The organism is Pantoea sp. B65, assembly GCF_047308185.1.
GTDB lineage: Bacteria > Pseudomonadota > Gammaproteobacteria > Enterobacterales > Enterobacteriaceae > Erwinia.
This window is the reverse complement of sequence record NZ_JAHXPU010000036.1, coordinates 17,923-32,822: the sequence shown is the minus strand read 5'-3', so window position 1 is coordinate 32,822 and position 14,900 is coordinate 17,923. Positions and strand designations below refer to the sequence as shown.

The 14,900-nt window shown below is 55.2% G+C and carries 11 protein-coding genes; 5 read left to right on the top strand and 6 right to left on the bottom strand.

The window, feature by feature from the left end:
• The first annotated feature begins 107 nt into the window (after positions 1-107).
• Positions 108-3,161: an FAD-binding and (Fe-S)-binding domain-containing protein gene (locus JWF83_RS14480; RefSeq protein ID WP_413651007.1), complete on the top strand. Its 3,054-nt coding sequence runs from the start codon at positions 108-110 to the stop codon at positions 3,159-3,161.
• Complete coding sequence (locus tag JWF83_RS14475; protein WP_413651005.1) at positions 3,162-3,590, top strand: hotdog fold thioesterase; 429 nt, start codon at positions 3,162-3,164, stop codon at positions 3,588-3,590.
• A gap of 80 nt (positions 3,591-3,670) precedes the next feature.
• On the opposite strand, the gene JWF83_RS14470 is transcribed toward JWF83_RS14475, so the two are convergent.
• From JWF83_RS14470 to JWF83_RS14450, 5 genes are all read right to left on the bottom strand, one after another.
• Entirely contained in the window at positions 3,671-4,708 is a 1,038-nt protein-coding gene (locus JWF83_RS14470; RefSeq protein ID WP_413651003.1) for an ABC transporter ATP-binding protein, read from the bottom strand.
• A 1-nt stretch (position 4,709) separates the two neighbouring features.
• Positions 4,710-6,284: an ABC transporter permease gene (locus JWF83_RS14465; protein ID WP_413651001.1), complete on the bottom strand. Its 1,575-nt coding sequence runs from the start codon at positions 6,282-6,284 to the stop codon at positions 4,710-4,712.
• 37 nt (positions 6,285-6,321) lie between these two features.
• Positions 6,322-7,335 carry an iron ABC transporter substrate-binding protein gene (locus tag JWF83_RS14460; RefSeq protein ID WP_413650999.1) on the bottom strand — a complete coding sequence of 338 codons (1,014 nt, stop codon included), beginning with the start codon at positions 7,333-7,335 and terminating at the stop codon, positions 6,322-6,324.
• 320 nt (positions 7,336-7,655) lie between these two features.
• Positions 7,656-9,644: a glycoside hydrolase family 127 protein gene (locus tag JWF83_RS14455; protein WP_413650998.1), complete on the bottom strand. Its 1,989-nt coding sequence runs from the start codon at positions 9,642-9,644 to the stop codon at positions 7,656-7,658.
• 28 nt (positions 9,645-9,672) lie between these two features.
• A complete protein-coding gene (locus tag JWF83_RS14450) occupies positions 9,673-11,064 on the bottom strand; it encodes an MFS transporter (RefSeq protein ID WP_413650996.1) in 1,392 nt (463 codons plus the stop codon).
• A 289-nt stretch (positions 11,065-11,353) separates the two neighbouring features.
• On the opposite strand from JWF83_RS14450, the gene JWF83_RS14445 reads away from it, so the two are divergent.
• The gene (locus JWF83_RS14445) at positions 11,354-12,169 is read left to right on the top strand and encodes a helix-turn-helix domain-containing protein (RefSeq protein ID WP_413650994.1); all 816 of its coding nucleotides are present in this window, start codon (positions 11,354-11,356) and stop codon (positions 12,167-12,169) included.
• Positions 12,170-12,190: 21 nt separating this feature from the next.
• Here JWF83_RS14445 and JWF83_RS14440 read toward each other — a convergent pair whose 3' ends face one another.
• Entirely contained in the window at positions 12,191-12,595 is a 405-nt protein-coding gene (locus JWF83_RS14440) for a hypothetical protein (RefSeq protein WP_413650992.1), read from the bottom strand.
• 394 nt (positions 12,596-12,989) lie between these two features.
• Between JWF83_RS14440 and sufA the strand changes: the two genes are divergently transcribed.
• Both sufA and sufB read left to right on the top strand, forming a co-directional pair.
• A complete protein-coding gene (gene sufA, locus JWF83_RS14435; protein WP_413650990.1) occupies positions 12,990-13,364 on the top strand; it encodes a Fe-S cluster assembly scaffold SufA in 375 nt (124 codons plus the stop codon).
• Between the two features lie 8 nt (positions 13,365-13,372).
• Entirely contained in the window at positions 13,373-14,869 is a 1,497-nt protein-coding gene (gene sufB / locus JWF83_RS14430) for a Fe-S cluster assembly protein SufB (protein WP_413650989.1), read from the top strand.
• Positions 14,870-14,900 lie beyond the last annotated feature (31 nt).

The following is a 14,900-nucleotide window of genomic DNA, read 5'->3' as shown; positions in this document are numbered from 1 at the left end:
TTACAAATCCTGAAAAAACGGCAGGTCATAAAAAAATGTGATAAAACGGATAACTTACAGAAAAAAACAAACGCAAACGTTTCACTCAACATCCTGGTCACCCGACAATGATCCCACAGATTTCTCAGGCACCTGGCCTCGTTCAGCTGGTGCTGACATTTTTGGACACTTTACAGCAGCAGGGCTTTACCGGCGATACCGCCACCAGCTATGCCGATCGTCTTATTATGTCGACGGATAACAGTATTTATCAGCTGTTGCCCGATGCCGTCCTTTTTCCCCGATCCACCGCCGATGTGGCGTTAATCGCGCGCATTGCCGGTGAAGCTCGTTTTAGCAGTCTGGTATTTACCCCACGCGGCGGCGGCACCGGTACCAACGGTCAGTCGCTGAATCAGGGAATTGTGGTGGATATGTCACGCCATATGAACCGCATCCTTGAAATCAACGTCGAACAGCGCTGGGTACGGGTGGAAGCCGGGGTGATCAAAGATCAGCTCAATGCCTGGCTAAAGCCGTACGGTTTTTTCTTCTCGCCGGAACTCTCCACCAGTAACCGCGCCACCCTTGGCGGTATGATTAACACCGACGCCTCCGGACAGGGGTCACTGGTGTATGGTAAAACCTCCGATCACGTACTGGGCCTGCGCGCAGTGCTGCTGGGAGGGGACATTATCGACACCCGCGAAATGCCGGTGGCGCTGGCGGAGAAGCTGGCGCAGGAGGCCACCCCGGAAGGCGCGATCTACCGTACGGTGCTGGAGAGTTGTCGCGATCGGCGTAAGTTGATTGTGGAAAAATTCCCGAAACTGAACCGCTTTCTCACCGGTTACGATTTACGTCATGTGCTGAGTGACGATCTGCAGCGTTTTGATCTGACGCGCATTCTGTGCGGCGCCGAAGGCACGCTGGCGTTTACCAGCGAAGCCCGCCTTGATATAACCCCGCTGCCGAAGGTGCGTCGGCTGGTAAATATCAAATATGACGCCTTTGATTCTGCGCTGCGTAATGCCCCCTTTATGGTGGAAGCTAAAGCGTTGTCGGTAGAAACCGTCGATTCGAAAGTGCTGAACCTGGCGCGCGAAGATATTGTCTGGCATTCGGTGCGGGAACTGATTACTGACGTGCCGGATCAGCAGATGCTGGGACTGAATATTGTTGAGTTTGCCGGTGACGATAAGGCGCTGATCGACAGTCAGGTCGAATCGCTCTGTGAGCGACTGGATGACTTAATGGCGGCGCGCGAAGGCGGCGTAATTGGCTATCAACTCTGTAATGATGTGGACGGTATTGAGCGCATTTATGCGATGCGCAAAAAAGCGGTTGGCCTGCTGGGCAATGCCAAAGGGCGCGCCAAGCCGATTCCATTTGTGGAAGATACCGCGGTGCCGCCGCAGCACCTGGCCGATTATATCGTTGAGTTTCGTGCTTTACTCGACAGTCATCACCTGAGTTACGGTATGTTCGGGCATGTCGATGCCGGGGTGCTGCACGTGCGACCGGCGCTGGATATGTGCGACCCGCAACAGGAGATGCTGATGAAACAGATCTCCGATGAAGTCGTGGCGCTGACCGCCCGTTATGGCGGTCTGTTGTGGGGCGAGCACGGCAAAGGTTTCCGTGCTGAATACAGTCCGGCGTTCTTTGGTGACGTGCTCTATCATGAGCTGCGCCGTATTAAGTCGGCATTTGATCCCGCCAACCGTCTTAACCCGGGGAAAATCTGTGCCCCGCTGGCGGTTGATGAGCCGATGATGAAAGTTGATGGGGTGAAGCGAGGCACTTATGACCGCCAGATCCCGGTGAATGTCCGCAATGACTGGCGCGGGGCGATGGAGTGCAACGGCAACGGCCTGTGCTTTAACTTTGATGTCCGCAGCCCGATGTGCCCGTCGATGAAAATTACCGGCAATCGTATTCATTCGCCGAAAGGACGCGCCACACTGACGCGTGAGTGGCTGCGGCTACTGGCGGAGAAAGGGGTGGACCCGCTGGTGCTGGAGCAGCAGTTGCCGCCTGCCGGTATCAGTCTGCGCGGGTTAATTGAACGTACCCGCAACAGCTGGCATGCGAAGCGTGGTGAGTATGATTTCTCCCATGAGGTAAAAGAGGCGATGTCGGGCTGTCTGGCCTGTAAAGCCTGCTCAACCCAGTGCCCGATTAAAATCGATGTGCCGGGCTTCCGTTCACGTTTTCTGCAGCTGTATCACACCCGCTACCTGCGGCCGGTAAGCGATCATCTGGTTGCCAGCGTCGAAAGCTATGCGCCGCTAATGGCGCGTGCGCCAAAGACCTTTAACTTCTTTCTGAAGCAGCCGTGGCTGCGCGAACTGAGTAAAAAACATATCGGCATGGTCGATCTGCCGCTGCTCTCCTCGCCAACCCTGAAACAGCATCTGGCCGGACACCCTGCCGGCAAAACCACGCTGGAAAGTCTTGAACAGCTGAATGCGGAACAGCGGGCAAAAACGGTGCTGGTGGTTCAGGATCCGTTTACCAGCTACTACGAAGCGCAGGTGGTAGCCGATTTTGTGCGTCTGGTAGAAAAACTGGGTTATCAGCCGGTGCTGCTGCCGTTTTCCCCTAACGGTAAGGCACAGCATATTAAAGGTTTCCTGCGGCGCTTTGCGCGCACCGCGCAAAAGACGGCTGATTTCCTCAATCGCGTGGCGCAGTTGCAGATGCCGATGGTGGGGGTCGATCCGGCGCTGGTGCTCTGTTATCGTGATGAGTACCGGGAGATTCTCGGCGATCAACGCGGCGATTTCCATGTGCAGCTGGTGCATGAGTGGCTGCAGAATGCGCTCGATCTGCGTGATGCGCCGGCGACCAGCGGCGAAGCCTGGTACCTGTTTGGTCACTGTACCGAGGTGACGGCGCTGCCTGCGACACCGAAACAGTGGCAGGGTATTTTTGCCCGCTTTGGCGCCAGACTGGAAAACGTCAGCGTCGGCTGTTGTGGGATGGCAGGCACCTATGGTCATGAAAGCAAAAACCTCGAAAATTCGCTGGGGATTTATGAGCTTTCCTGGCATCAGGCATTGCAGAAGCTGCCGCGTCAGCGCTGTCTGGCTACCGGTTACTCCTGTCGCAGCCAGGTAAAACGCATTGAGGGCAATGGCATGCGGCATCCATTACAGGCACTGCTGGAGATGGTGTAAATGGCTATCTGGAAACGTGAAGCAACGCTGGAGCTGCTGAATCAGCGCAGCGTCGGCTGTATGGTGGAGCATCTGGGTATTCGCTTTACCGCACTGAATGACGACAGTATTGAAGCGGTGATGCCGGTTGATCAGCGCACCACCCAACCGTTCGGCCTGCTGCATGGCGGCGCGTCGGTGGTGCTGGCGGAAACGCTGGGTTCGATGGCCGGTTATCTCTGTACCGCAGGGGAACAGTGGGTGGTTGGGCTGGAGGTCAATGCTAACCATCTGCGGGCGGCTAACCACGGCGAGGTGCGCGGGGTCTGTCGTCCGCTGCATCTTGGTGGTTCACACCAGGTGTGGCAGATCGAAATTTTTGATCAGAAAAACCGCCTGTGTTGTACCTCGCGATTAACCACTGCGGTAATGCAACCCCGAGTCGGTTAATCCGCCGGGAGACCGCCTGGTCTCCCGTTTTCGCCATTGCGCACGAAGCAGTATCCCGCTGCGGATGGTCAGCGCCGGTGTTACCCGGCAAACAGATGGGCTTTACCCTTAACCGCCAGGGTGACGGTAATACCGCGCTGTAAACCCGGCTGGCTGAGGGTTTTCATCTCAATGATACGATTATCCGCCGACAAGCGCAGTGTCACCCGCGAGATAAAACCGGCGAAATCAATATCGGTTACCTCGGCCTGAGCGCAGCCATGCGCGCGGGTGGCGGCAACGGCGATCTGCAACTGCTCCGGGCGCAACATCACGCGGGCGTCACCGCTAAAGTCATCGCTATCAACGGCGATCCGGCCCAGCGCACACGCTGCCCAGCCATCTTCAACCCGCGCCGGAAAGATTAATGCGTCGCCGAGAAAATGCGCGGTGGCTTCATCAACCGGCTGCGTATAGAGCCGGCGCGGCGTACCGACCTGCGTCAGGCGGCCATCACGGATAACGGCAATCTGGTCAGCGAATGACAGCGCCTCGTTTTGATCGTGTGTGACCAGAATCGAGGCGATACCGGCATCGGTCAGCAACGACCCCACGGCTTTACGCGTGGCGGCGCGTAATCCGGTATCCAGCGCGGAGAATGGCTCATCCAGTAGCATCAACACCGGGCGCTGCGCTAAGGCCCTGGCCAGCGCCACGCGCTGTTGCTGACCGCCGGAAAGTTCATGTGGCCACAGCGCCGCTAAGCGCCGATCGAGGGCGACCATCTCCATTAACTCTTCAACGCGTCGCAACTTTTCACGCTTGCTGCCGCTTACACCAAAAGCGATATTGCCGGCGACAGTGAAATGCGGAAATAGCGCGCCATCCTGCGGCACGAAGCCGATGCCGCGCTGGTGGGCTGGCAGCTGAAGCTGTTGATCCACCAGCCGGGCGCCCTGCAGTGTAATTCGCCCCTGCTGCGGCATTTCGAATCCGGCAATAATGCGTAACAGAGTGGTTTTTCCCGAGCCGGAAGGACCGACAATCGCCGTACGGCTTCCCGCCGCCACCTGTAAGTCCACCGCGTTCAGCACCGTGGTTGCGCCAAAACGTTTGGTGATCTGTTGTAACTCCAGCATGTTATAAGCCCGCCGTACGTTTTGATTGCGAATAGAGTAACCAGGTGAGCGGTAACGACAGCAGTACCATCATCAGGGCAAAAGGGGCCGCCGCCACGTAGTCTATCTCACTGGTCAGCGCCCAAAAACCGGTCGCCAGGGTGCGCGTGCCATTGGGCGACAACAGCAGGGTCGCGGTTAATTCATTAGTGATCGCCAGAAACACCAGCGCCGCACCCGCTGCCGCGCCCGGCGCCGCGAGGCGCATGGTGGTATGCCACAGCGCCTGCAGCGGGGTTTTCCCCAGGCTGCGCGCGGCATTTTCCAGTTCTACCGGCGCCTGGGCGATACCCGCGCGCAAATTGATCAGGGCACGCGGCATAAACATCAGTACATAAGCCAGCAGCAGGGTGATTTCAGTTTGATACAGCGGACGGGCAACGCGGATGGTAATCGTCACCAGCGCCAGCGCCACCACAATCCCCGGTAACGAGCTGGTAATGTAGTTGCAACTTTCCAGCAGTCGATACAGGCGGCCGGGATAGCGTACCGACAACCATGCCATCGGAATCGCACAAACGGTGGTCAGCAACGCACCGCCGCCGGCAAGAATTAAGGTTTGTTGTAACGACAACCAGAGATCGGCATTCGCCCAGCTGGCGGTACCGCCCAGCCAGATCCAGCGGCCAAGGGTAATTAACGGCACCCCCAGCGCCAGCGCCAGTAACGTTAGCAGCAGCAGTTGTCCGCCAAACTGACCGGGCCAGGCTAACTGCCAGCACTGCTGTTGCCGTGCGCTACCGGATCCGACGCGCGCATAGCGTGCTTTGCCGCGCGTGCTGGTTTCCAGCAGCAACAGGGCCAGGCAGCAAAGCGCCAGCACCCCGGCCAGCATATTGGCCGCCGGACCATTAAAGGTTGACTGAAACTGATCGAAAATCGCCGTGGTGAAGGTATCAAAGCGGATCATGGCATACAGACCATATTCGGCCAGCAGATGCAGCGCCACCAGCAGGGCGCCGCCCCAAATCGCCAGTCTGAGTTGTGGCAGCACCACGCGAAAAAAGATCGCCAGCGGCGGCGTACCAAGAGACGCGGCCACATCTTCGAGGCCACAGTCGAGTCGGCGCAACACGGCGGCGACCGGCAAATAGATAAAGGGATAGTAGGCAAGGGTAGAGATAAAGATGCCGGCGCCAGTGCCGTGCAGGGATGGCACGGCACTGACCCAGGCATAACTCTGTACAAAAGCGGGTATCGCCAGCGGCGCGGTGCACAGCAGCGACCAGACGCGCCGTCCACGCAGCGAAGTGCGCTCGGTTAGCCACGCCAGCATGACGCCGGTCACCACACATAGCGGCAGAGTAAATACCACTAATAGTGTGGTATTCAGCAGCAATTCGCCAACGCGCGGGCGAAAGACGAGTGTCTTAATGGTTTCCCAGCCACTGTCCAGCGCCACGCTAATCACAAAAGCCAGCGGGAGTAACGCCAGCAGCGCTAACAGCAGCGCCAGCCAGATCAGCGGCAGCGTCGGACGTTGCCCGGCGGAGGGAAGACGCGCTGGCGCAAGATCACGAATACTGAGGTTTGACATACATTAAGACACCCGTAACAGGAACACGCTCTGACGATTACAGCAGACCTGCCTGCGTCATTAATTCAGTCACTTTTTTGCTGTTAAGCTGAGAAGGTTCAACTTTCGGCGCCTGCAGATCTTTCAGCGGCACCAGTTGCGGATTGGAGGCGGCATTGACGCCGACGGCATACTCGAACGCATTATTGCTGCGCAGGATTTCCTGACCTGATTTGCTGGTGATCCACTTCATAAATGCCTGCGCCTGCTGTTGGTGTTTGCCGGAAGCCAGCACGCCGCCACCGGAAATACTGACAAAAGCGCCCGGATCCTGATGTTTAAAATAGTGCAGGCGGGTGTTGCCGCTATTCTCACCGGTTTTTGCCTGATCAACAAAACGATAGTAATGATAAATCACGCCGCTATCGATCTGACCGGCATTGACCGCTTTCATCACGGTGCTGTTGCCTTTATAGGCGGTGAAATTGGTTTTCATCGCTTTCAGCCACTCCAGCGTGGCTTTTTCGCCTTTAAGCTCCAGCAGTGCGCTGACGATCGCCTGGAAATCGGCGCCGGAAGGTGAAGCCGCCCAGCGTCCTTTCCACTCGGGCTGCGCTAAATCGAGCAGGGATTTCGGTAGCTGTTGCTCGCTGATTTTTTGCGGGTTATAGACAAATACCGTGCTGCGCGCGGCGATACCGATCCAGCGACCATGCTGCGGACGATATGCCGCATCCACCTGCGCCAGCGTCGCGGCGTCGAGGGGGGCGAAGAGTTTGGCATTATCGACTAACACCATCGCCGGGGAGTTTTCGGTCAGAAAGACATCGGCAGGTGAGGCGCTGCCTTCCTGCACCAGCTGGTTACCCAACTCGCTGTCGCCGCCATTGCGTAACGTGACTTTAATTCCGGTCTCTTTGGTAAAACCTGCGACCCAGGCGTTCACCAGATTTTCATGTTGAGCATTATAAATCACGATTCCCTGATCATCGGCAGCGTTAGCGGCGGCGGCAAATGTCAGTGAAGAGGCGATAACAGCGATTGAGCAAAGGGAAGAGAGTCTGAATTTCATGCCAGGGTCCTTTTAAAAACGCAAAATCGTAAGATAACGGCAGGTTAAATACCGGCCGGAAAACAGTGGATTCAACCAAAACAAAAATAATAATAAAAATAATTCTTATTTGCGTCAATAGCGACACTGTCACGCCAAGTTATTTATTAACGAAATAAACCGGGGAGTAAATTGCGCGGGGTAATTTACAAATAAATCTCTTAACGTAACCTTAATTTCTGGTTATTTTCGCCAAAAAGTTGCCTGCGCGAATTAAAAACCGATGGGTTTTATGATGGTATTGACCGAGGCGGCGGCAGCGCCGCCTCGGGTGTTGCCGGTCAGTTGCCCGACGGGCGGCGATCAATCCACACCCGCATTTCACCTTCGCCGCGATTGGCCCAGCTAAAATAGGGAACAAAGGTCAGCTTTTGCCGGCTGCTAACCGGCGCTGGCGCATCAAAGCGGTATAGCGGTTGTCCGCCATGGTCGCCCGGGGCATAACGCGTCCCTGCAGCCTGCAACAGGGTTTTACCTGCCAGTACCCCGCGACCGGCAATCAGAGTAAAACTGGCATCGTCGGGCAGCTGCAGATTATGCAGCTCACTGCCATTGTCGGCCTGCTCAAGACAGTACACTAACGGACCGCGCTGGATCGCCACTTTGCCCGCCAGATGGCGTACCCGCGGATGAGCGCTGACCCGGGTAACCGGCATCGGCAGCTGTAACTCAATGCGGTCGCCAGCCTGCCAGCGGCGGTTCAGCCGCAGGTAGCCGCGCTGGCTCAGAGCCGCCGGATCCAGCGGCTGACCATTCAGGGTGGCCTGCGGCTGCGCGCACCAGTCCGGCAGCCGCAACCCCAGCGTAGCCGGTAGCGGCCCATCGCAGTCAATATCGATGGTCAGCTGATCCTGCCATGGATAGTTGCCGCGCTGAGTCACCTGCCAGCGTTTGCCGTCGACGGCGGTAACGATTTCGCTGGCGACATACAGATTAATATCCATACCGTCCGGGCGTTGGGTGTAAATATAATGGCCCAGCGATGCCAGCAGCCGGGCGATATTCGGCGGACAACAGGCGCAGCCAAACCAGCGCTGGCGCACCGGCTTCACGTGATCGTAGATATGATTAAATTTGATGCTTTGCGGATGCACTTCCAGCGGGTTGACATAGAAGAAATGCTTGCCATCCAGCGCCATCCCCGCCAGTACGGTATTATACAGCGCCCGTTCCATCACATCGGCGTAGCGGCTGTCAGCATCCATCTGTAGCATGCGGTTGGCAAACATCATCAGACCAATCGACGCGCAGGTTTCGGTGTAGGCGGTATCATTGGGCAGATCGTAATCGCAGCTAAAGGCTTCGCCACTGCTTTGTGAGCCTATCGCCCCGGTAATATACATCTGGCGCTGGGTCATATTATCCCACAGGCGACGACAGACCTCGCGTTTCTCCTGATCCTGGCTCAGTCGCGCCAGATGAGCGACACCGGCATACAGATAGACAAAGCGTACCGCGTGGCCAATGGCGCTGGTCTGCAGTGCGATCGGCAAATGCGCCTGACTGTAGGCTTTGTCTTTCACCATCCACGCCGGACCATAGGTATGCCAGTGTGAGGTTTTTCCGCGTTTCTCATATTCGATATCATAAAAATGGGGCGAGCTGCCGCGCTGTTCCACGAAATAGCGCGTCAGCAGCAGATAGCGCGCTTCACTCGTCACTTCGTACAGGCGCATTAGCGCCAGCTCGATTTCCGGATGACCGGGATAGCCATGCAACTGATGTTCATCAGGGCCAAAGACATCGCTGATATGGTCGGCCAGCTTACTGACGATCTGCAGCAGGCGTTTTTTGCCGGTGGCCTGGTAATACGCGACGCCCGCTTCAATCAGATGCCCGGCGCAATAGAGCTCATGGCACTCCGCCAGATTGGTCCAGCGCTGTTGCGGCTCCCGGACGGTAAAGTAGGTGTTGAGATAACCATCCGCTTGCTGCACCGCGCCGACCAGTTCAATCAGCCGATCGGCGGTGGACTCCAGTTCCGCGTCCGGACTTTTCGCCAGCAAATAGGCCACCGCTTCCAGCCATTTCGCTACGTCGCTATCCTGGAACACCATGCCGTAAAATTCACCGTCAGCCTGTCCGGCGGCAATGCGAAAGTTTTCGATAGCATGGCTGGGCTCGGCGTCGGCTACCTGATCGTTTAGCGCCAGCCACTGGTAGGGCACCACCACCTCTTTTACCAGGCGTTGATACTCCAGCCAGAAAGCATCGGTGATGGCAATCTGCTGTAACGGGACTTCAGCCATTTCTGGCGGGGAGTACGGCATAAAACCTCCTGAATGAGAACAAAAAGAGTCACATTTTACTTTTCAGATCTAATGACATGCGGTTCAGCAGCGGGGTTTTTAGCTTGCAGAACAGCAGGGTGACCGCCAGCAGCAGATGCAGCAGCGCGGGCAGCAGGGTTTCCGTCAGCGTAATGCCACGCAGCGACGCCGGTGTCTGATGCGCCTCTCCGGCCTGATAGGCGACGAGAATAAATACCAGACTGATAATCCCGGCGCTCGATGCCCACGCCAGTTTGATAAAGAACAGATTGAAGGCGAAATTCATCCCGGATGAGCGGATGCCGTTTTTCCAGTGGCCGTAGTCATCGGCAAACGCCATCAGTGAGAAGTGCAGCGGCAGAGTAAAGCCAAGGATTACGCAGTTAATAAAAATAATCCCCAGCCACAGCGTCTGAAACTGCAGGCCGACAGGCATAAACCACATCAGCAGCGAGAACGCCGCCAGCACCAGGTTGGTGATCAGATACAGGCGGACGCTGTCGATCAGCCGGGTCAGCTGATTGACCAGCACGGCGCCAAGGATCGACGCCAGCGTCACCATGCCGAAAAACAGTGAGGCATAGGCGGTGCCGCCTTTCAGGACATAGCTAATGAAATACATATAGCCGCCACCGCGCAAATTAAACACGTTGATCAGCAGGAATGACATCAACAATACCAGCAGCAACTGATCGTTTTGCAACATGCCGCGCAGGTGCTGACGTATGCTGAACTGGCCCATCAGCGCCAGCGGGACGCGTTCGCGGACGGTGAAAAAACACCAGAGAAACATCATCACCGCTATCACACACAGCAGCCCCACCCCCTGCTGATAGCCGCGCGCCAGATTCCCCTGACCAAAATATTGCACCAGCCACGGCAGGCCGACGGAGACCATAAATCCGGCCACGCCGCATAACACAAAGCGCCACGCCTGGCAGGCGATCACTTCGCGATGATCGGTAGTCATGGTATTGATCAGCGCGCAGTAGGGCACATTGATCGCGGTGTAAGAGAGCGATAACAAAAAGTAAGTGAAGAAGGCGTAAGCGATTCTCGCATCCCCCGCCAGCCCTGGTACGCTAAAGGTGAGAAAACCGACTATGCCGATCGGCAGGGCGATCCACAGCTGCCACGGGCGAAAGCGTCCCCAGCGGCTGTGGGTGCGGTCGGCGACAATCCCCATCAGCGGGTCGGAGATGGCGTCAATCACCCGCAGGGTAATAAACAGGGTGCCGACCAGCGCCGGTGTCAGGCCAAAAATATCGGTATAGAAAAAGGTCAGAAAGTTCGCAATCAGGCAGGTAATAATGGTACCGCCCGCATCGCCGAGGCCATAACCTATTTTTTCACCGAGAGTTATTCTGTCGCTGTTATTTTTTACCCGTGACGGCACGGTATCAATTGAAACCGTTGGCATGGTCTGATTCCTCGCATTAATGAGGTGATAAAAGGATTCATTATTTATCGCGTCAATTCAGGCGCTAAAAATATATTTTCCGGCGCGACTAACGGGCGTTAAATAATTTACGCTTTAAATCTGGCATAGGGTATCAATAGCAACAAGAGGCGAAACAGGTAGTAAAATGGCACGATTCCGACCTGATAAAGCTTTTGTGAGACGGATCAAATCCTGCGGTTAATCACTGCGAGATAGCGGGGCGCTGTGCTACTCTGCGGATGAATAACGCCACAGGTGATATTTTAAAATGCTTTCTCTTCCAGTGAGTTATCCGGTTAAAGTGCAAAATGGCGGGCTGTTTATCTCCCGCGGCGTCGGGACACATCCGGTACGGACGCTCAGTTCATACGAATTGATCTATGTGGTGCGCGGCACACTATCGCTACAAGAGGAGAAAACCGATTTTCTGCTTAATGCGGGGGAGAGCTTATTATTGTTTCCCGGCCGCAAACATCGTGGGTTAAGCATATTTGATGCGCAGTTAAAATTTTACTGGCTGCACTTCGATATTATTAGCGGACAGCAGAATAGTCCCTGTATGCAGTTAACTATTCCACAGCAGGCAAAAGTCCGCGACGCCGAAAGAGTACTGACGCTGTTTCGTCTGTTTTTAAACGAACAGGAGCGCGATGGCGAAAGTATGGCGCTGGAATTGCTGCTGCTATTGCTGCTGCAGGAGGTGGCGCGCGGCTGGCCGGATAAAGTGGAACCCGATGGGCCGGGCGTGGCGCTGGCATGGAAAGCCCGCCAGTTAATTGCTACCCAGTTTCATCAGCCGCTTGGCGCTGCCGAACTCGCCGCACGACTGCACTGTAATGCCGATTATCTGGGGCGGGTGTTTCGTATGACGTTCCAGATGACGCTCACCGAGGCGCTGCATCAGCAGCGGGTGACGGCGGCAGAGAAACTGTTAATGACCGATACCGGCAGTCTGGCGGAAGTCGCCGCGCGCTGTGGCTTTAATGATGTCGCCTGGTTTCGCCGGGTGTTTCGCAAGATTATGGGGATTACGCCATCAGTCTATAAGCAACGCTACTGCCGCGAGCATATTAACAGCGATTAACCGGCAGTGCGTCTCTGCGCCTCAGATATTCCACGACGCATGCTTCACAAAATCACTCTGTAACACCGTAGCCTTATCCCACTCGCCGCCGATCGCCAACTGGTGGCACAGGCGGGTCAGGGAGTGGCGCGCCAGCTGCCAGGCTTGCATACGGAACAGCCGTTCACGTTCAGGATTAACCATTTCACTGACCAGTCGGTGATGCAATTTTCCCAGTGCGTGCAGATAACTCTGGTCATCGCCATTGAGCTGACACAGTTCGGCCATATCTAAACAGGTATCGCTAAACTTGCGCAGTTGATCGAGTGAGCAGTCCGGGCGGTTGAGTTTGGCTTGCGCCATGTAGAAATCAACGGTGATATCACGCACCGAAAACTTATATTCATCAATTTTGTACTGCAGCCAGGCACTCATCGAGACATTCATGCAACCACCCAATCACGGTAATGATAATCATTATCATATTATAATCAGGGTAATTGGCAAAAGATTCAAGTGACAAATTTATCGATAAATGCTGCCTGTTAATTAAATTGATATTATCGATACCCGGCCCCGGATAAACGGGTAAAATGAGTATTATTCATATTCGTTACGTTACATTAACAAAATAGTTGTGGTTTTTTAACGACTTATCCATTCGGTTTTGCAGTATGAGGCGCAGATCGCAATCCTCAGGACAGGGTCTATCCTTAGTAAACAGGTACGAAAAAGGCCATTTTAGCTATATCCCTGCAAAACAAGAGGTTGAAGCGTTAATCATTATCACTAACATAGGGATATTAGCCCGAAGGGCTATCGCATCGCGAGGTACTTTATTATGCAATCTGCTAATCCTGCATCTTTCTCACCTGACGACTTTGTCTGGCAGGGACTTACGCTTACCGACAGCGCAGCAAAGCAAATTATTACGCTCTCCGCCAGCGACCCTGATGTGAAGGGACTCAAGCTCGGCGTGAAGCAGTCTGGCTGCGCCGGTTTTGGTTATGTAATGGAACTGGTGAAACAGCCCGCTCAGGACGATCTTCAGTTCAGCCATCAGGGAGCAAGCCTGTTTGTTCCGCTTCAGGCGATGCCGTTTGTCGACGGTACCGAAGTCGACTTCGTGCGTGAAGGCCTGAATCAGATTTTCAAATTTAATAACCCCAAAGCTCAACACGCCTGCGGCTGTGGTGAGAGCTTTGGCGTAGAGTAACTAACGTTATGTCGCGACACAACGAAGCATCTGACGATGTACAAATCTGGGAAGGCAGCCATCAGAATTATAAAGAGGGCTTCTTTACCAAACTCGATACCGATGAGCTGGCGCATGGCCTCAGCGAAGAGGTGGTACGCGCGATTTCCGCGAAACGCAATGAGCCTGAGTGGATGCTGGCGTTCCGTCTGAAAGCCTATGAAGCCTGGCTGAAGATGGAAGAGCCGCACTGGCTGAAGGCGAACTACAAATCCCTCGATTATCAGGATTACAGCTACTACTCAGCGCCATCCTGCGGTAACTGCGACGACAGCTGCGCCTCGGAACCGGGCGCCACTCAGACCTCCGGCGGCCAGCCCGCCAGCAATTATCTGACGCAGGAAGTGGAAGAGGCGTTTAAACAGCTGGGGGTGCCGGTACGTGAAGGTCAGGAAGTGGCGGTCGATGCCATTTTCGACTCGGTGTCGGTTTCCACTACTTACCGCCATAAGCTGGCAGAGCAGGGGATTATTTTTTGCTCGTTCAGTGAAGCGATCCATGACCATCCGGAACTGGTGAAAAAGTATCTCGGTACCGTGGTGCCGTCGAACGATAACTTCTTTGCCGCGCTGAACTCCGCCGTGGCATCGGACGGTACTTTTGTCTATATCCCGAAAGGGGTGCGCTGCCCGATGGAGCTGTCGACCTATTTCCGCATTAATGCGGCGAAAACCGGCCAGTTTGAACGCACCATTCTGGTGGCCGATGAAGACAGCTATGTCAGCTATATCGAAGGTTGTTCAGCGCCGGTGCGTGATACCTATCAGCTGCATGCGGCGGTGGTGGAAGTGATTATCCACAAAAATGCCGAAGTGAAGTACTCCACAGTACAAAACTGGTTCTCCGGCGGTGAAGCCGAAGGCGGTATCCTCAACTTCGTTACCAAGCGTGCGCTGTGCGAAGGAGAGAACAGTAAAATGTCCTGGACCCAGTCAGAGACCGGTTCAGCCATTACCTGGAAATACCCGAGTGTGATTCTGCGCGGTGATAACTCCATTGGCGAGTTCTTCTCGGTGGCGCTGACCAGCGGCCATCAGCAGGCGGATACCGGCACCAAAATGATCCATATCGGTAAAAACACCAAATCGACGATTATTTCGAAAGGGATCTCCGCCGGTAAAAGTGAAAATACCTATCGTGGTCTGGTTAAGATCATGCCGACCGCCACCAATGCCCGTAATTTCACCCAGTGCGACTCGATGCTGATCGGCGCCGACTGCGGCGCCCATACCTTCCCCTATGTGGAAGTGCGTAATAACACCGCGCAGCTCGAGCACGAGGCGACCACCTCCCGCATCGGTGAAGATCAACTGTTCTATTGCGTGCAGCGTGGCATCAGTGAAGATGACGCCATTTCAATGATTGTGAATGGCTTCTGTAAAGACGTCTTTTCCGAGTTGCCGCTGGAATTCGCGGTTGAAGCACAAAAACTGCTGGCCATCAGTCTGGAACATAGCGTGGGTTAACCCCGCGTCGCGATAAGAACCGTTGCCGGAA